This window comes from Mesorhizobium sp. WSM4814, from assembly GCF_055811595.1.
This window is the reverse complement of sequence record NZ_JBVVQT010000002.1, coordinates 540,612-557,842: the sequence shown is the minus strand read 5'-3', so window position 1 is coordinate 557,842 and position 17,231 is coordinate 540,612. Positions and strand designations below refer to the sequence as shown.

Here is a 17,231-nt window from a genome sequence, read left to right as displayed (position 1 = left end):
TTCGGTTCTTCATGGCTGGAAGCATTGATCGTGTGACCAGGGCAGCGGCCGATGCCGGCCTCGACATCGAAATCAGGCGCATGGGCGCCTCGACACGAACCGCCGAGGAAGCCGCCGCGCAATGCGGCTGCACAGTCGCCCAGATCGTCAAATCCCTGGTGTTCCAGGGAGAAACCAGCGGAAAGCTGTTTCTCTTCCTGGTTTCCGGCTCCAACCAGCTCGACCTGGCCAAGGCTGCAGCACTGGCCGGCGAGCTGCTGAAGCGCGCCGACCCGCGGCAGATCCGCGACGAGACTGGATTTGCAATCGGCGGCGTGGCGCCGATCGGCCATCTGATTGCAATCCCGGCGTTCGCCGACGAAACGCTGCTCGGTTTCGATCGTGTTTGGGCAGCGGCCGGCGCGCACGACGCGGTGTTCGCCGCCGAACCACAGGCGATGGTCCGGGCAGCGCAAGCTGTCGTGGCGACGCTGGCAGTCTGAATCGAACGCGCCTGATACGCAGTCTCGAGGCTGCAGCGAGCGCCGACCGGCGCACTCTATTCGGCGGCGACTGCGGTGGGCGGCTGCATGATTTCGGGCGCCGCCGGCGCGAACAACATCTTTACGACGTTGCGGAAGGCGAGGATCTGGCGTTCAAGGACACGCGGGTCGCCGAGCCCGCGCGACATGATGATGCCGCCATCGATCACACAGGAGAACATGATGGCGACGTCGTCGAGGTCCATGCCCTTGCGGGCAGGATAAACGGCCGCGATCTCGTTCAGCGCATCGCGAAACCGCCCGTTCCAGGAGCGGACGGCGGCGGCGGCGATGTCGCGAACGGTGCGGTCAAAGAGGCGCTCCTGATAGGTGAACGTCGCGATCAGGCAGCCGGGGTGGCCGTTCGGCAAGTCACCCATCAGCTCGGCAAGCAGCTTGAGCGTGATCAGGAACGACTGCAACGGATCATCGGACAATTGCCGGCCGCGGTGAAACACATCATCGAAGATGCGGTCGTTCTCCTCGACGTAGCGCAGCATCAAGGCGCGGGCGAGTTCGTTCTTGTCTTTGAAATGATAGAAGAAGCCGCTCTTGGTGATGCCGGCTTCGGCGATCACCTCCTCGATGGACGTCGCGCCGAAGCCCTTGGCGAGCACCGAGGCCTCGGCGATCTCCAGAATGCGTTCGCGCGTTTCCGCACCTTTGCGCATGGCCGAATGCCCTCAGATCTACTGTACCGGCGGTATGGTTTTCACACCCGCCACCATCGGCACCGATAGCAATATGACCGGCCCAGCGCGGCTATCCGTCTGTAATTGCTGCGGTTTCCGCTTCGGTGGAGTACCGGACCACAAGCCTTCTACCGCACCGGCGGCACGTACTGCTAAAACCTGGCTATTGCGAACCGGCCGCCATCAGGTCGGCACGGTGTCATCTTACCACTGGAGACAAACATGGCCAAGTACCGCCAGAATCTGCCGCAACTCGCCAACAGAACATTCCTGAGCGATGGCGGCATGGAAACGACCCTCATCTTTCACGAAGGCCTCGACCTTCCGCACTTTGCTTCATTCACGCTGATGGCAACGGCTGAAGGCCGGCAGAAGCTGAGGGAATATTTCGTTCGTTATCTGACCATTGCGCGCAGAAGCGGGACCGGCTTCATCCTCGACACGCCGACGTGGCGAGCCAACCCCGATTGGGGAACCTTGCTCGGCTACGGGCAGGAAGCGTTGCGGGCCGTCAACGAGGCCTCGATCGAGCTTCTTCTCGACCTGCGCAATGAGTTCGAGACCGCCGAAACGCCGTGCGTCATCAGCGGCGCGATCGGGCCGCGCGGCGACGGCTACAAAGCCGGCAAGATGGACGCCAGCGAGGCGGAAGCCTATCACGCGGCGCAGATCGAGAGTTTCGCGCGGACCGAGGCCGACATGGTTGCAGCCTATACGCTCACCAATTTCCACGAGGCAATCGGCGTGGCGCGGGCTGCCAAGGCGCATGAGATGCCGTGCATGATCTCGTTCACGGTGGAGACGGACGGCAAGCTGGTGACCGGCACGACGCTCGGCGAGGCGATCGACAGGGTCGACGACGCGACAGACGGTGCGCCGGCCTACTATATGATCAACTGCGCCCATCCGACGCATTTCATGCAGGCGCTGAACAAGGGCGAGCGCTGGCTCGATCGCGTCTATGGCGTGAAGGCGAACGCTTCAACCAAAAGCCATGCCGAACTGGACGAATCGGAAACGCTCGACGCGGGCGACCCGGACGATCTCGGGCGGCGCTACAGCAGGCTGACAGCCTCGTTTCCGACGATGCGCATCCTGGGCGGCTGCTGCGGCACCGACCACCGGCACGTCGCGGCGATCTGCGAGGCCTGCGTGCCACAGGCGGCGTAGGAACTTGTGTGCGTCGCAGGAGACGCAACGCCATCAACCGCAGTTCCGCTGGTTCCAAAGGAAACAAGGAACTGCGGTTGGGCCGAAAAGCAACGCAATCACAACGCACATCAGTTCCATAATCTATCTTATGCGACTTTCTGATGGGTGGAATTCTCAGCGTGAACCGACGGAAAGCCTCTCTGATTTTGCGTCGATCGGCTTAGCGTAGGATTTCGTCCCCTACAGCACCGAAATCCTCAAGACCATCAAAATGACCGCCTCGCCTCCCTTTTCGGCTTCCCCGATCGTCTCGCCAATGGCCACACGCCCGTGCTGTGATCTTCGGAGCCGGTCACGGCAGCACCTATCCCGGCACGGCAAGCCGGTCTGCTGCATCGACGCCGGCGACATCCCGACCACCATGCATGCGGCGACTGAGGCCGAGCACAAGACCCCCGGCCGAACAGGCCGGTGCCTTCCGCTTTGTCAGCAAAAACCGAAACTTCCCGCCGAAGCGATCTTCGGGGTTACCAAAGCGGCTTTGCATCCGCGTTGATTGTTTGGGCCCCTCGCCCCGCAAGCGCCTGGTGTATATGCATGAGGGCGCGCGACAGCACTGGCCGTGGGCATGCGATGTTGAGGCGAACATGGCAGCCACCGTTCGACACGAACATCTCACCGCCTTCCAGTACGACGCCTGCTTTTTCCAGGAAGAAGCGCGTCAGGTTGATCGGCCGTGGGAAATAGGCCGACAAGTCGACCCAGGCGAGATAGGTCGCATCGGGGATCTTGAAGCGGGCTTGTTGCAGATGTTGGCCAAGGAAGGCCGCAACCATCCGAAAGTTTTCGTCGAGATAGGTGCATAGCGCGTCCAGCCACGCACCTCCATCTGCGTAAACCGCGACCGCCGCGGCAAGGCTGATCGGATTGACGAACGGATAGTGCCGCTCGCGCCACTGCGCGCGAAGCGACGGATCCGGGATGATGACGGTCGCGAGCATCAGTCCAGCGAGGTTGAACGTCTTGCTGACCGCCATACAGGTGACGATGTCCTTGCTGTCCGGAAACAGCTTCGCCAGCGGGAGGTGCCGTTTGCCCCGACGCAACAAATCGGCGTGAATTTCGTCCGACACCACACGAACGCCATTGGCGAAGCAGAATTCGCCCACACGGCGCAGTTCGTGCTCCGTCCAGGCGCGGCCGGTTGGATTGTGTGGGTGGCACAGGAAGAACAGCGTGACAGACGGGTCCTTCACCTTCGCCTCGAAATCGACGAAGTCGATTTCATAAAGCCCATCCTTCAAGACGAGCGCGGATGACACCAGTTCATGGCCGGTCTGAACGGCTGCGCGCTGGAAATAGCCATAGGCGGGCGTCAGGGTCAGAATTTTGTCCCCTGGCGCGCAAAGATACTCCGCAAGCGCATAGAGCGCCGGGATAACGCCCAGCGACACCTGCAAGGCCTCGCGTTCGAAGCGCCAGTCGTATCGCTCGACGCACCAGGCATGGAACGCGTCGTAGAGTTCGTCGCCCATGTTCATCGTGTACCCGAAGATCGGGTGCGCCAGCCGTTCCGTCATTGCATCGAGGGCAGCTTGCGGCGCGGCGAACTGCATGTCCGCGACCCACATCGAGATCAATTCAGATCGAGGGACTGGCAACTTCAAATCGGCGTCGCCGCCGAACAGATAGTTCTCGAAACCGTCCTCGGCCACGGCGTTGGTCGCGGTGCGTGGAATGATGCGGTCGAAGTCGAAGGTCATGGGTGCGCCAGTATCAACAGGACTGCGAGCGACGGCATTGCCGCCATCATGTTGGGAGGGCCGGCCGACATTGGACGGCCAATGACGACGCGATTGGCAAGAGTGGCGCCCGACAGGTCGCAGGAGGTGAATAGCTTGCTCATGGTAGTTGCGGGCGCCCGGTGTCGACAGGAAGGTTGGCTTGGAGGGACCTAGGCCTCGACGATCTCCAGCTTCGAGACCATCCGGATCGCCTTTGAGAAGTTCGCCAGGTTGACCGATGTCCTGGTGACGACGGCGTGAAGTTCTTCCAGCCGGTCGCGCGGGGCGTCGGTCGTCAGGCGAACGACGTAGCTGACCTCGTCGTAGCCGGGGTTGACGCTCTCATCGAGCCCGAGGAAACCGCGAAGGTCGAGTTCGCCGTCGGTCTCGATCTCGAGGCTGTGTACGGTGATGCCCATCGCCGCGGCATTGACGACGTGACCGACGGTCAGGCAGGCATTAAGCGCCGCCATCAGCAGTTCCTGGGGGTTGGGCGCCGAATTCTGGCCGAGCAGTTCGGTCGGCTCGTCCGCGGCGATCTCGAAGTTGCGCTGATGCTCCAAACCGCCCAGCGAATAGTGGCTGACGGTCGCGACGGAGCGGGTCTGGCCGGCCCACTTCGTCTTGACGTTGAACCGCGCGCTGCGCTTCGACGGGTCTTCGGCGACCCCCATTGCGAACTGTTGAAGGGCGGCAACATCGATGCCATTGGGGTCGATGCTATTGGGATTGTCAGTCATGTGAGAATGTCCTTGTTTCTGGATGTGGAGTGATGGTGGAAGAGGATCGACCCCAGGCGGCGGGTAGCCGCCTTTTTAGGTCGCGAGATGTGGTCACCACGGACTTTGTCGTTGCCGCTCCAACCCGACTAGTTGGTTGGCTCTCAAGGGAAATGGATGCCGCCACGGTTCACCGAACCCCGGGGCCCGACCGCGTGGCCGTTCTCAGGTGCCTTCTATGATGAGGCGGATGATGCCGTCGTCGATGACATCGCCGTCTTTGGTTGCCCAGTCGATGAAGCTGGAACCCTCCAGCAAACTTAACAGCATGAAGGCCTTCTGCCTGGCGCCGCACCCGAGTGGAATTTCGCCGCGGCCTATTCCCTGCTCGATGATCCCGCTCAGCCACTTGAGCTGAATGTCGAAGAAGCGTTTGGTCATCTTTTGCAGCCCAGCCGGGAGCGCCGACATTTCCGCGGCCAGCGCACCACACAAGGGCAAAAACCCGCTCTCGGTGCTCCTCCGGAACATTGCAAAGAAGGCTTCGAGACGTGCGATGACGCCACCGTTCTCGGCCTCGATCCGATCGAAGTCACGCCGGACCCGATCAATATAGGCTTCGACGATGGCGGTCCCGAGATCCTCCTTGGCGGGGAAATGATGGTGGATGGTCGGCTTGCTGATGCCCACCGTTTTGGCCAGATCGGCATAACTGAAGGCCGCATACCCTTTGGTCCGTATCAGACCCTCCGCGGTCCTTATCAGTGCATCACGTGTTCCGATTGCCATGGCCTTTCCATCCGCCTCGCCTCTTGGCGCGCGCCGTTCCAATTGCTTCACCTTACCGGTCGGCGCGCAGCCAGCCGATCGCTCGATCAAAGCTGCTCATAGGTTTCGAGCGCGCGGGAGGAATAGACGATAGGCCCCTCTCTCGCGTGGCGGCTTCCACCTTATGGAAGGCGCTCGTAACCGGCGGGTCGCATTTGCCAATCCGCCGACCCGCTTGACCAGCGCGCCCAGTCTTTCGTTCCAGGTGTCGGATTGTCCCGCCAGCATGAACTTTGACTCTCTTAACCTACCTACTAGTCGGTAGATAGAGGAGCGATCGCCATCTATCAAGCTGGGAACGTCTGTTTGACAGCGATCTTGGCCTGTCGGCTCCGGGCGGTCCTGGCCGAGGCCTATCTTATGCGACTTTCGGATGGGTGGATTCCGGCATCATGCCGGCGTGGCGCCGGGCGGCCTCACCTTGCGCAGGTGATCGACCTGATCGCAGGCCTCGGCAAACGGTGTCGTGTCTCTAAACCGCTTTGACAACCGTCCAGAGATACGACGTCGTCACAAAGCTGCATTCGGCGCTTCATACAGCTCGACCATGGTCAAACGCTGCCTCATCATCATCGACCTGCTGAATGAGTATCTCGACCTTTGGGACGCAGATAGGGCCGATCGACTGGTTCAGAATACCAACCGGTTGGTGGGCGCTTTCAGAAGTTTACAGCTCCCGGTTATCTGGGTGCGGCAGGAGTTCCGTTCGGATCTCAGTGACGCATTCCTTGAGATGCGCGACAAACGTATCGCCGTTACAATTCAGGACACGAGAGGTGCCCAGCTTCACGCGGGGCTCGATTGGCAGCCAAGGGATGCGACGATCATCAAGAAGCGTTACAGCGCGTTCTTCAAGACCGGGCTTGACGAGCTACTGGCGGAAATGGGCATCGATGAACTGGTCTTATGCGGCGTGAATACGCACGCCTGCATCCGAATGGCTGCGGTAGACGCCTATCAACGAGATTTCGGGTGGTCCTGGCCGAGGAATGCGTCGGCTCCTACGACGCAGAGCACGCGCGCGTCTCCCTGGATTACATGAACGGCAGGATAGCCAAAATAGTGACTGTTTCTGAGATCGTTAAAGCTCTCGGCGCAATCCAATGAACATCTCAAAGGCGCCGCAACCTGCCGTCAGACGGTCGTACCTCGAGTCACGGGACAGTAGCTTCCATGTTTCGGATGTAACCGAATTCCCCTTCTGGTGAAATTGTCCGGTAGTCCGCTGCTCCGATCATCGCGCTCCGGAAGTCAGGAGGATCGGATGGACAGTTATGACGTCGACAATTGTTTCGCTGCCGAGCGCCACAATCAGATTCGCGATAAGGCACGGGCCTTTGCGGAGGCCGAGATCCGGCCCCGTATATCTGCCATGGAAGCCTCGCGGTCTGTTGACTATGACCTATCTCGGCGGATCGCCCGCCACGGCTGGATCGGCATCACCATCGGCAAAGAATTTGGCGGCCTGGGTCTCGGGCATCTGGCCAAGACCATCGTCATCGAGGAAATCTCGCGCGTCAGCGGCGCCATGGGAGCGATGGTGCAGGCCTCGCAGCTAGGCGTCGCGAAAATTCTCCATTTCGGCAACGAAAGCCAAAAGCGGAAATGGCTTCCGGCCATCGCCAAGGGGGAATGTCTGCCGACCATTGCCGTAACCGAACGCCAGTCCGGCAGCCACGTGCTCGGCATGGCGTCCAGCGCAGAGCGCGACGGCGACGGCTATATCCTCAACGGCCACGAGACGTATGTCGGCAATAGCCATGTCGGCGATCTGCATGGGGTGATCGTCCGGACCGGAGGCGGCTCGAAGGGTCTGTCCGCGTTCCTCGTAGAGGCGGATCGCCCCGGCCTCTCACGCGCCGCACTGAAGCCGGCGATGGGCTTGCACGGCTTCGGTTTTGGGGAACTTGTCTTCGACAACTGCCGGGTCCCCGCTGAAAACCTGCTCGGCAAGGAGGGCGACGGCTTGGCTGTGGCCTATTCTTCCAGCATCCTCTACGGGAGGCCCAACCTGACCGCCGTCGCGCTCGGAATCCACCATGCGCTTGTCGACGAAACCGTGGCATTTGCCGCACAGCAGCACCGTTACGGCAGCCCTCTTTGCGAACTTCCGACCATTAAGCAGAAACTCGGCCAGATGCAGTCGCGGCTGATGACCGCCCGGCTCGCCGCCTATCACGCAGTGCATATGCTGGACCGCGCCGTGCCGTGTGACCCTGAACTGATAAATGCCAAGCTGATCAACGTCGAGCACGCCTTGGGTTCGGCCCGCAATGCCATGGAGGTGCATGCCGCCTGTGGATTGTTCGCCGACCGACCCATCGAAAGATTGCTGCGGGATGCGCACCATATCTTCGCGCCGGCGGGCATCTCTGACGTGCAGCTCCTCAGGTTGGCAGAGTTCGCCTTGGGCACCTCGAAGACACAGTGGTCACAGCGGCTTGCTTCGTCGGCTGGATCGCAAGCGTATCGCCACCATGGATGCCCGGTCTCCTACCAGCCAGCTTCGCCCGAGGCAGCCACCCAGCGACAGGCCCGTATCAGCCCGACCTTTTCCTCGATTGCCGTGCCTACCCTCCCCGGCGCCATGTAGTATGGGGCGCCGGGCTGCCGGGCAATCTGATCGTTGATGAAGCGTTCCGCTTCGGCGTCGCGCGGCGGCGTCTGCCGCTCGACATTGGCAAGTTTCTCGAAAAGATTGGCGATCGCCTGCTGGTCGTTCCTGTCCATGGCAAGCAACTCCGATATCCAGGCGCGCCGCGTTCCGAAAGATTTTCGCGACGCGCTTCAAGTCTCTGTTCATGCATGTCGCTGCTCCAAAAATGCTGCCGCGACATGCATGGATTTGACGCGGCTATTCGCGCTCGCCGGTGAAGTTCAACAGCAGCTGGAAGATGTTGATAAAATTCAGATAGAGCGAGAATGCACCGAAGACGGCGAGCTTCTGCTGCGATTCCGCACCGAAGTTTTCAGCAAATTGCTCCTTGATCGTCTGGGTATCCCAGGCGGTGAGGCCGATGAACACGGCGATGCCGATCACCGAGATGGCGAACTGGAGCGCGGTCGAGCCGAGGAAGATGTTGACGATGCTGGCGATCACCACGCCGATCAGACCCATGATCAGGAAGGACGAGAACTGGGTCAGGTCGCGTTTGGTCGTGTAGCCGTAAAGGCTGGTCGCGCCGAACATGGTGGCGGCGATGAAGAAGGTGCGCGCGATGCTGGTCCCGGTGAACACCAGGAACACGGACGCCAGCGACAGGCCCATGACCGCACAGAATGCCCAGAACATCGCCTGAGCGCCGGCCGCGGACATCGTCTGCATCCGGAACGAGAACAGCAGCACGAAGGCGAGCGGTGCCAGCATCACCACCCACTTCAACGGAGTGGAAAAGATCGGCACGTAGAGGGCTGGCGTGGAAGCCACGACGAAGGCGATCACGCCGGTAACGACGAGGCCAACGCCCATGTAGTTGTAGACGCGCAGCATGTGCTGGCGCAGGCCTTCGTCATAGACGGCGCCGGTTTGGGCTCCAACGCCGGTGCGGTATCCTAGATTGGGGGTGTTCATGCGGGTTCTCCTTTGTGAAGGTCAGTAAAGCGTGTTGGCGAGCGTTTCTGCGGTGCGATCGAGATCGCGGACACCGCTTCGGGCGACGACTGCGTAAGCAACTTCGCCGATCTGGAAATAGGCCGAGGAAATTTCGCCCGACGGGGCGACGGTCGGCTGGACCACGTCGAACGTTCCGGGCCTGATCGCGAAGAGCGAGACCAGTCCCAGGTCTGTTGTTTCGACAGCCATCTCGACGCTCGGGCCGAACTGCGATGGATAGATCTGGACGTCACGGACTTTCCAGTCCTTCGGCAGCGACGGCATGACGATCGCCGTGGCGGCGCGGATTTCGTCCGCATCGTAATCCGGCGCTTCGGGCTGGGATGACATCGCCTCGCGTATGATCGTCGTCCTGTGTGCCCGGATCGCCTCTTCCAGATAGACGGGCGGCTGGGTCGAGGCGACGACTTTCGTCACCGATATCGGCCCGACGATCCCGTTGGCCAACCAGCCCGCAGCCAGCAGGACTGCGACCGCCGCAGCCCGCTGCAACGTGCGCAAGGCGCGCCCTCGAGCCAGTCCCCGTTCCAGCCGCCGTGCCGCATCAGCCGTCGCCGGCCGCGCCATGCCCTTGCATCCGGCAAGCGCCAGGCGCAGTTCGTCGCGCGTCCTGAGGTCGGACATCACGCGGGCGGCAGCCTCCGGACGGGCGGACAGAAACGCCTCGACCTCAATGCGGCGGGCAACGTCTAGCTGGTCGTCGACATAGGCGTCGAGGTCGGCATCGGTCACCGGGTCGCGCAGTTCGCTCATCATGGACATCACGGGCCTCCCACGATCTTGAGGTGGCTTTTCGCATGTGCCGGCAATTTGTCCTCCATCTCGCGAAGCGCTGCGCGCGCCCTGCCGATGCGCGACATCAGCGTACCCAGCGGTACGCCGCTGGCCTCTGCCGCCTGGCTGTAGGTAAGTCCCTCGATGGCGACGAGATGCAGCGCCGATCGCTGCTCATCCGGCAATTTGAAAAAAGCTTCGCGCACCTGTGCCAGGCGAACGGAATGCTCCTGGGGTGCCTGCATGCTGGCGTCGGCAAGATATCCGGCCTGCTCGACGCGTACCGCTTCGGATTTGCGGGACCGCAGGCCGTCAATGAAAGCGTTGTGGACGATCGACAGCAGCCATGCGCGCAGGTTTCCGCCGGATCGAAAGGTGCCGCGCCGCTCATAGGCACGCACCAGCGCGTCATGCACAAGATCCTCTGCTTCCGCGCTGTCGCGCGTCAGAGAACGCGCGTAGCGGCGCAAAGAACCAAGCTGTCCTACGATATCGAAGCGTGGCATCGACCCTCTCACGTCCTGTTTACGGAGCATGGCAGGCTTTTAATCCCGCTCTTTGAGTTTTTTGAGTTTTTTGCGATCCGGGATGTCAGGCACAGCCGGTACAACGCCACCAGTGCGCGTACGGCTTCCTTGTCCGGGAATGAGCGGCCCTCCCCGCAGCCGCCTCAGTTCGCCGCGCGGTTTTAGCGCCACCGGGGATTTCGATGTTTATCCCTGAATTAATTTGTGACGCGAAAAATCGCGAAAGTGTCATCTTTTTCGGGGCACTTGCGAGTTATAGGCAGGAAACATTCACCGCCGAATCTTCCCTTCGCCGACGGCGCTTTGGGCCCGCTTTTGTTCAACGAATTTATCGACCCGACATGACAAGCCCCGACATGACAGGCAATGTGCCAGCCCAGCGGGATACCCGCATCGATGTCTTCCGCGCGCTAGCGCTGCTGACGATCTTCGTCAACCACGTGCCGGGGACGATCTTCGAGTATGTCACGCACAAGAATTTCGGCTTTTCCGATTCGGCCGAAGCATTCGTGCTGATTTCGGGGATTGCCGTTGGGCTCGCCTACGGACTGAAGTTCCAGCCGGGGAATCGGTTGCTCATCACCCTGAAGGCCTGGCGGCGTGCCGGTGTCCTCTATGTCACCCACGTCATGACCACTGTCGCGACGCTGGCGATCTTCTCGGCGGCTGCATTGCATTTCTCGCGGCCCGATCTTTTGAAGCTGATCAACATCCAGATGATCATTGAGGACACGCCGGAAGCGCTGCTCGGCATCGCGGCGCTCGGGCATCAGATCGGCTATAACAACATTCTTTCCATGTATGCCGTCGTACTTCTGATGATGCCGGTTTTCCTGTGGATCGGCACTTTCAGCCTGCGCCTGATGCTTGCTGCGTCCGCTCTCCTCTGGCTCATCGCCGGCATTTTCCAGATCGCGCCTTCGAATTTCCCCGGCGACGGCTTCTGGTTCCTGAACCCGCTCTCCTGGCAGTTTCTTTTCGTCATCGGCATCGCCGGCATGCTGCATATCAAGCGCGGCGGCGAAATCCGCTTCAACTGGATGATGGCGAGCGCGGCCGTCCTGTATCTGGTCGGCGCGCTGATCTGGGTGCGGCTGCCGCTGTGGGGCATCGAGACGGCCTCCGGCCTGCCTACTGTGCTGACTGGCTTCGACAAGACGTTCCTGTCGCGGTCGCGCCTCATGCACATTCTGGCGATCGCCTATCTGATCGTGGCAATCCCGGCGCTTTCCAACCTGGCGAAGACGAGGCCCGGACACCCGCTCGCGGTTCTCGGCAAGCATTCGCTGCCGGTCTTCATCGCCGGAACGATCCTCGCCATGATCGCGCAGGTCATGAAGGTCGTCAGCCCGGGCGGCCTCCTCTACGACGCGATCCTGATCTCGACAGGCATCGCGCTGCAGTTCGGCTTCGCCTACTACCTCGAATGGTTGCCGCGGATCGGTTGGGGCGGCAAGAAGCGGCAATCTGGAGCCGCCTTGCCGTCTGCTGCTCTCAAACCGGCATGATAGAACGGCGCGACGCGCCGTGCGATCAAGGCCTTTCGACGGTGCGAGCCTCGCCTCCAAGCCACGCTTTGGATTGCTGTGTCCAGTCTCCCGGTTGGCGGTTTCAGCCTGGCGCAAATGAAAACCGCTGGCGCAGCGCAGCCGATTTGCGTATCACTCCGCCGCCAACGGAAACCGCGCCGATGTTCGAAGACCTCCAGCCTGCCCCAGCCGACAAGATCCTCGCCTTGATCGGCCTCTATCGTGCCGATCCCCGCCCCGGCAAGGTCGACCTCGGGGTTGGCGTCTACAAGGATCGCGATGGCAAGACGCCGGTGATGCGCGCATTGCGCGAAGCCGAAAAGCGATTGCTGCAGAGCCAGGACACCAAGACCTATCTCGGCCTTGCCGGCGACACCGGCTTCAACACGGCGATGGCGAGGCTGGTCTTTGGCCCTGCGGCCGAGCTGACGCGCATCCGTGCGGCGCAGGCGCCCGGCGGCTCGGGCGCGCTGCGGCTGGTGGCCGAGCTGCTCAAGAGGACGCGATCCGACGCGACGATCTGGCTGTCGGACCCGACCTGGCCGAACCACATGCCGGTGATGCGCGCCGCCGGCCTGCAGATACGCGAATATCCCTATTTCGACGCAGTCTCAGGTGCTGTTCGCTTCGCCGACATGATGAGCGCGCTGGCGACCGCCAGGAGCGGCGACGTGGTTCTGCTGCATGGTTGCTGCCACAATCCGACAGGCGCCAATCTGGACATCGCGCAGTGGGCTGAAATAGCAGACATCGTCGTCGAGCGCGGCCTGCTGCCCTTTGTCGACATTGCCTATCAGGGGTTTGGCGAGGGCCTTGACGCTGACGCCGCCGGCTTGCGCCTGCTGGCAGCGAAAGTCCCGGAAATGGTGGTTGCCTCGAGCTGCTCGAAGAACTTTGCCGTGTATCGCGACCGCGTCGGCGCGGCGATGATCCTGGCAAAAGACAGCGCGCAGGCGGATGTCGCAATGAGCCAGATGCTGTCGGCGGCGCGCGCCATGTACTCGATGCCGCCGGACCACGGCGCGGCCGCGGTGCGCATCGTGCTTGAAGACGCCACGCTGCGCGCCGACTGGGAAGCGGAGCTCGAGGAGATGCGCCTGCGCATGCTGCGGCTTCGGGTGCAGTTCGCCGAAGCGCTGCGGCGGCAGTCCAATTCCGATCGCTTCGATTTCGTCGCCAGCCATCGCGGCATGTTTTCCCGGCTTGGCCTGTCCGAAGCGCAGGTCGAGCGGCTGCGCGCCGAGCACGGCGTCTATATGGTCGGCGACAGCCGCATCAACGTCGCCGGCCTGCCGGAGGACGGCATGGACGCGCTCGCCAAGGCGATCGTCTCCGTGCTCGACTGAGGTTTTGAGCAGCAGCGCTGTGGACAATCGCCCCTCGCCTGCCGACGGCGTTGGCTGCACCGTCGGACGCAGGGTAGCATTCGACCGATGAAACCTTCGAAAGATATTTCCCGGCTGATCGAGATCATGGCGGCGCTGCGGGCGCCGGAAACCGGCTGCCCGTGGGACGTCGAGCAGGATTTCTCGAGCATCGCGCCCTACACGATCGAGGAAGCCTACGAGGTGGCGGACGCTATCGCGCGTGGCGACCTGGACGATCTGCGCGACGAACTCGGCGACCTGCTGCTGCAGGTCGTCTACCATGCGCAGATGGCCGAGGAGGCCGGCGAATTCACCTTTGGCGACGTGGTCCAGGCCATCACCACAAAAATGATCCGCCGCCATCCGCATGTCTTCGGCGACGATGAGGCGCGCAGCGCCGGCATGGCCAAGGGCATGTGGGAGAAGATCAAGGCCGAGGAAAAAGCCGAAAAGCGAAACGCCCGCCTCGCCCGCGGGCACGATCCGGAGGATCATGGCAAGGGTTTTCTGGACAGCGTACCGGTCGCCCTGCCCGCTTTGACGCGGGCGCTCAAGCTGCAGGAAAAAGCGGCCCGCGTCGGCTTCGACTGGAGCGAGGCCGCGCCGATCCTCGACAAGATCGAGGAAGAGATCGGCGAGTTGCGCCAGGCCCTTGCCAAGGGCGATACGGCTTCGATCAAGGACGAGTTCGGCGACATGCTGTTTGCCGTCGTCAATCTCGGGCGTCATCTCAAGGTTGATTCCGAAGCGGCGCTCAGCGGCACCAACGAGAAATTCCGGTCGCGGTTCCACTATGTCGAGCAAGCGCTGGAAAGGTCCGGAAACACCCTGGAAAAGGCGACGCTCGACGAGATGGAGGCGCTTTGGCAGCAAGCTAAAAGCGCGAAGTAACAGAAATTACCCGTTGTTTTTACGGTGCAATCTGGCTTCTATCTCTTCGTGTGCGCTTCGCGTCGCTTTGAGCGACACGGTTATACCGCCATCTTCATTGTCGGTGCGCGAGACGACGTCGCCATTGCGGTAGAGCCAGTCGACGAACCCAAGCTGGTCAGGCTTGAGCGTGACGGTCTGCGTTTCCAGTTCGCCTGAAACTCGTGTCTCGATGATCGCCTTCAGCACATCGATGCCCTCGCCGGTGGCGGCCGATATGGCAATCGGCGGTGCCTTGCTGCCGTCGATGCCGTCGGCGAGCAACCGCTCCCGGTTGCCCGCATCGAGCCGATCGATCTTGTTCCACACTTCGATGACGCGCCTGCTGTCGCCGGCATCGACGCCGAGATCGGCGAGGATACGCTCGACATCCTCGGCCTGGGCGGCCGTGTCGGGATCCGAAATATCGCGCAAATGGATGACGAGATCGGCCTCGACCACCTCTTCGAGCGTTGCCCGGAAGGCCGCGATCAGATGCGTCGGCAGGTCCGAAATGAAACCGACGGTGTCCGAAAGGATGACCGGCGTGCCGTGCGGCAGCCGCACCCGACGCAGTGTCGGGTCGAGCGTGGCGAACAGCATGTCCTCGGCCAGCACCCCAGCTCCGGTCAGCCTGTTGAACAGCGTCGACTTGCCGGCGTTGGTATAGCCGACGATGGCCACGACCGGGAACGGCACCTTCTTGCGCTTGGCGCGGTGCAGGTCACGCGTGCGTCGCACTGTTTCCAGCTCGTGCTTGAGCTTGTTGATCTTGTCCTGCAGGACGCGGCGGTCCGATTCGATCTGCGTTTCGCCAGGGCCACCGAGGAAACCGGCACCGCCGCGCTGGCGCTCGAGGTGAGTCCAGCTTCGCACCAGCCGGCCCTTCTGATAGTTGAGGTGCGCCAGATCGACCTGCAGCGTGCCTTCCTTGGTCCGCGCGCGCTCGCCGAAAATTTCCAGGATCAGGCCGGTGCGATCCAGCACCTTGGCGTTCAATTCCTTCTCCAGGTTGCGCTGCTGCACCGGCGTCAGCGGATGATCGACAATGACCAGTTCGGCACGGCCCTCTTTGACGATCTCGGCGAACTCCACGACCTTGCCGCTGCCGAGCAGGGTGGCAGGCCGGGGATCATTGACGGTCACCACAGCGGTATGGATCGGGTCGAGGTTTATGGCTTGGGCAAGGCCAACCGCCTCGTCGTGGCGGGCCTCGGCAGATCGCGTCAGACGCGGACGATTGGTGTCCTCGTCGCCGCGCGGCTGGCGGGTAAGCACCGGCACGATGACCACGGCGCGGGTCGGGCCTTCGGCCTCCGCCCCCGGCTGATTTGCTGGTTTTTCGCGAACGCTGCGATCCGCGTCTTTCTTACGTGCCAATCAGGCGCCCTGGCTTTCCTCGCCATCGAACATCTGAACCGGCTGGCTCGGCATGATCGTGGAAATGGCGTGCTTGTAGACGAGCTGGGAGTGGCCGTCTCGACGCAGCAGAACACAGAAATTGTCGAAGGAAGTGACCACGCCGGTCAACTTCACGCCGTTGATGAGGAAGATGGTGAGTGGGTTTTTGCTTTTGCGAACTGAATTCAGGAACAGGTCCTGAAGATTTTGCGATCGTTCCGCCATTGTTCTTGTCTTTCGCCGATCCCCTTCGGTTTGCAGGCCAATGCGCCAAATTAACTGGCACATGTCAAGCGCGCAAACACCGTCTTGCCGTCAATAACGACAAGCAGAACGAGATATATTGATGTTCATTCCACCTGTGCGGTTATCAGGCTGGACTTTTTTCCGCAACGTCAAAAAAGGCGTGCCGCAAGGAAAGTGTTATCGAGCCTGGGTGGCCGTTGGCGACCGGAGCACCGTCGATCGCCACGATCGGCATGGCGATTGTGGTCGCGGAGCTGATGAAAACCTCGCGCGCGGCCTTGGCTTCGGCGACCGAAAAGCCCCGCTCCTCGATCTTCAGGCCGAGCTTGGCGGCCACGTCGAACAGCGTGGTGCGGGTGATGCCGCGCAGGATGCCGTGCTCGGCCGGACGCGTCACCAGCACGCCGTCCCTGGTGATGATCCAGGCGTTCGACGACCCACCTTCCTTGACGGTGCCGTCGGCATCGATGAACCAGGCTTCCTGGGCGCCGGCTTCCTTGGCCTTCTGCTTGGCGAGCACGTTTGGCAGCAGGCCGACTGACTTGATGTCGACCCGGTCCCAACGGTTCTCCGGCACGGTGATGACCTTGATTCCGCTTTCGGCCCTCCTGGCGGCAGCAGCGGGGTCGACTTTCCTGGCGGTAATCACCAGCGACGGCTTCGTGCCCGCCGGGAAAACAAAATCACGGCTGGCGACGCCGCGCGTCACCTGAAGATAGACCAGGCCATCGGCGACATGGTTGCGGCGGACCACCTCGCGCAGGATGATCGGCAACACGCCAGGGGTGACCGGCCAGTCGATCGACAATTCGGCCAGCGAGCGGTTCAGCCGTCCGAGATGGCGAGGCATGTCAACGATGAAGCCGCGCGCCACCTCGCAGACCTCGTAGACACCGTCGGCGAACTGATAGCCACGGTCCTCGATATGCACGAAAGCGTCGGCGTGAGCGACATAGCGCCCGTTCACATAAGCAATGCGCGGCATGGGTCACCCCTGAAGAAGTCAGCGCATGGCCCCCGAAAATCGGAATCCATTTTTCGGGGAAGACCATGCGCAAAAAACAAAATGCTACAGCGTCCGTTGCGCGTCCCGAAAGACGTGCGGCAGCGTTTCTTATGCGATTCCGCCGCCGCCGTAACCGATAATTGCGTAGGCCACGACCGGATTG

The 17,231-nt window shown here is 61.8% G+C and carries 19 protein-coding genes; 7 read left to right on the top strand and 12 right to left on the bottom strand.

Going from position 1 to position 17,231, the window contains the following annotated elements; translation table 11 throughout:
• Nucleotides 1-11: 11 nt before the first annotated feature.
• Entirely contained in the window at nucleotides 12-482 is a 471-nt protein-coding gene (locus tag AC0L2V_RS06025; RefSeq protein ID WP_473507668.1) for a YbaK/EbsC family protein, read from the top strand.
• 56 nt (nucleotides 483-538) lie between these two features.
• Here the strand turns inward: AC0L2V_RS06025 and AC0L2V_RS06020 are convergent, their stop codons facing one another.
• Nucleotides 539-1,192, bottom strand: a complete 654-nt coding sequence (locus AC0L2V_RS06020; RefSeq protein WP_091591074.1) for a TetR/AcrR family transcriptional regulator — start codon at nucleotides 1,190-1,192, stop codon at nucleotides 539-541.
• Nucleotides 1,193-1,435: 243 nt separating this feature from the next.
• Between AC0L2V_RS06020 and AC0L2V_RS06015 the strand changes: the two genes are divergently transcribed.
• Nucleotides 1,436-2,383 carry a homocysteine S-methyltransferase family protein gene (locus AC0L2V_RS06015; protein ID WP_473507667.1) on the top strand — a complete coding sequence of 316 codons (948 nt, stop codon included), beginning with the start codon at nucleotides 1,436-1,438 and terminating at the stop codon, nucleotides 2,381-2,383.
• Nucleotides 2,384-2,892: 509 nt separating this feature from the next.
• Here the strand turns inward: AC0L2V_RS06015 and AC0L2V_RS06010 are convergent.
• From AC0L2V_RS06010 to AC0L2V_RS05995, 4 genes are all read right to left on the bottom strand, one after another.
• Nucleotides 2,893-4,080: a MalY/PatB family protein gene (locus AC0L2V_RS06010; protein WP_473519656.1), complete on the bottom strand. Its 1,188-nt coding sequence runs from the start codon at nucleotides 4,078-4,080 to the stop codon at nucleotides 2,893-2,895.
• A gap of 44 nt (nucleotides 4,081-4,124) precedes the next feature.
• Nucleotides 4,125-4,271, bottom strand: a complete 147-nt coding sequence (locus AC0L2V_RS06005; RefSeq protein ID WP_473507659.1) for a hypothetical protein — start codon at nucleotides 4,269-4,271, stop codon at nucleotides 4,125-4,127.
• Between the two features lie 48 nt (nucleotides 4,272-4,319).
• Nucleotides 4,320-4,889, bottom strand: a complete 570-nt coding sequence (locus AC0L2V_RS06000) for an OsmC family protein (RefSeq protein ID WP_473519655.1) — start codon at nucleotides 4,887-4,889, stop codon at nucleotides 4,320-4,322.
• 204 nt (nucleotides 4,890-5,093) lie between these two features.
• Nucleotides 5,094-5,747, bottom strand: a complete 654-nt coding sequence (locus AC0L2V_RS05995) for a TetR/AcrR family transcriptional regulator (RefSeq protein WP_473507658.1) — start codon at nucleotides 5,745-5,747, stop codon at nucleotides 5,094-5,096.
• Between the two features lie 496 nt (nucleotides 5,748-6,243).
• Here AC0L2V_RS05995 and AC0L2V_RS05990 point away from each other — a divergent pair, with 496 nt between their 5' ends.
• Nucleotides 6,244-6,738, top strand: a complete 495-nt coding sequence (locus AC0L2V_RS05990; RefSeq protein WP_473507657.1) for a cysteine hydrolase family protein — start codon at nucleotides 6,244-6,246, stop codon at nucleotides 6,736-6,738.
• A 222-nt stretch (nucleotides 6,739-6,960) separates the two neighbouring features.
• Complete coding sequence (locus AC0L2V_RS05985) at nucleotides 6,961-8,289, top strand: acyl-CoA dehydrogenase family protein (RefSeq protein ID WP_473519654.1); 1,329 nt, start codon at nucleotides 6,961-6,963, stop codon at nucleotides 8,287-8,289.
• Here AC0L2V_RS05985 and AC0L2V_RS05980 read toward each other — a convergent pair.
• The 4 genes from AC0L2V_RS05980 to AC0L2V_RS05965 form a co-directional block, all read right to left on the bottom strand.
• Complete coding sequence (locus tag AC0L2V_RS05980; protein ID WP_473507655.1) at nucleotides 8,190-8,426, bottom strand: DUF2076 domain-containing protein; 237 nt, start codon at nucleotides 8,424-8,426, stop codon at nucleotides 8,190-8,192. The genes AC0L2V_RS05985 and AC0L2V_RS05980 overlap by 100 nt on opposite strands.
• A gap of 124 nt (nucleotides 8,427-8,550) precedes the next feature.
• Complete coding sequence (locus tag AC0L2V_RS05975) at nucleotides 8,551-9,267, bottom strand: Bax inhibitor-1/YccA family protein (protein ID WP_091591079.1); 717 nt, start codon at nucleotides 9,265-9,267, stop codon at nucleotides 8,551-8,553.
• Between the two features lie 21 nt (nucleotides 9,268-9,288).
• A complete protein-coding gene (locus AC0L2V_RS05970) occupies nucleotides 9,289-10,062 on the bottom strand; it encodes an anti-sigma factor family protein (RefSeq protein ID WP_023799216.1) in 774 nt (257 codons plus the stop codon).
• Between the two features lie 8 nt (nucleotides 10,063-10,070).
• Complete coding sequence (locus AC0L2V_RS05965) at nucleotides 10,071-10,589, bottom strand: sigma-70 family RNA polymerase sigma factor (RefSeq protein WP_027153985.1); 519 nt, start codon at nucleotides 10,587-10,589, stop codon at nucleotides 10,071-10,073.
• A gap of 362 nt (nucleotides 10,590-10,951) precedes the next feature.
• Here AC0L2V_RS05965 and AC0L2V_RS05960 point away from each other — a divergent pair, with 362 nt between their 5' ends.
• From AC0L2V_RS05960 to mazG, 3 genes are all read left to right on the top strand, one after another.
• The gene (locus tag AC0L2V_RS05960; protein WP_473519653.1) at nucleotides 10,952-12,118 is read left to right on the top strand and encodes an OpgC family protein; all 1,167 of its coding nucleotides are present in this window, start codon (nucleotides 10,952-10,954) and stop codon (nucleotides 12,116-12,118) included.
• 182 nt (nucleotides 12,119-12,300) lie between these two features.
• Entirely contained in the window at nucleotides 12,301-13,485 is a 1,185-nt protein-coding gene (locus AC0L2V_RS05955) for an amino acid aminotransferase (protein ID WP_473507653.1), read from the top strand.
• A gap of 87 nt (nucleotides 13,486-13,572) precedes the next feature.
• Nucleotides 13,573-14,397, top strand: a complete 825-nt coding sequence (mazG, locus tag AC0L2V_RS05950) for a nucleoside triphosphate pyrophosphohydrolase (protein WP_473507652.1) — start codon at nucleotides 13,573-13,575, stop codon at nucleotides 14,395-14,397.
• 6 nt (nucleotides 14,398-14,403) lie between these two features.
• Here the strand turns inward: mazG and hflX are convergent, their stop codons facing one another.
• The 3 genes from hflX to AC0L2V_RS05935 all read right to left on the bottom strand — a co-directional run bounded on the left by hflX (nucleotide 14,404) and on the right by AC0L2V_RS05935 (nucleotide 17,047).
• The gene (hflX, locus tag AC0L2V_RS05945) at nucleotides 14,404-15,795 is read right to left on the bottom strand and encodes a GTPase HflX (RefSeq protein WP_473507651.1); all 1,392 of its coding nucleotides are present in this window, start codon (nucleotides 15,793-15,795) and stop codon (nucleotides 14,404-14,406) included.
• A complete protein-coding gene (gene hfq, locus AC0L2V_RS05940) occupies nucleotides 15,796-16,041 on the bottom strand; it encodes an RNA chaperone Hfq (protein ID WP_006202172.1) in 246 nt (81 codons plus the stop codon). It lies immediately after the preceding gene.
• 145 nt (nucleotides 16,042-16,186) lie between these two features.
• Entirely contained in the window at nucleotides 16,187-17,047 is an 861-nt protein-coding gene (locus tag AC0L2V_RS05935; protein WP_473507650.1) for a D-amino-acid transaminase, read from the bottom strand.
• Nucleotides 17,048-17,231: the final 184 nt, after the last annotated feature.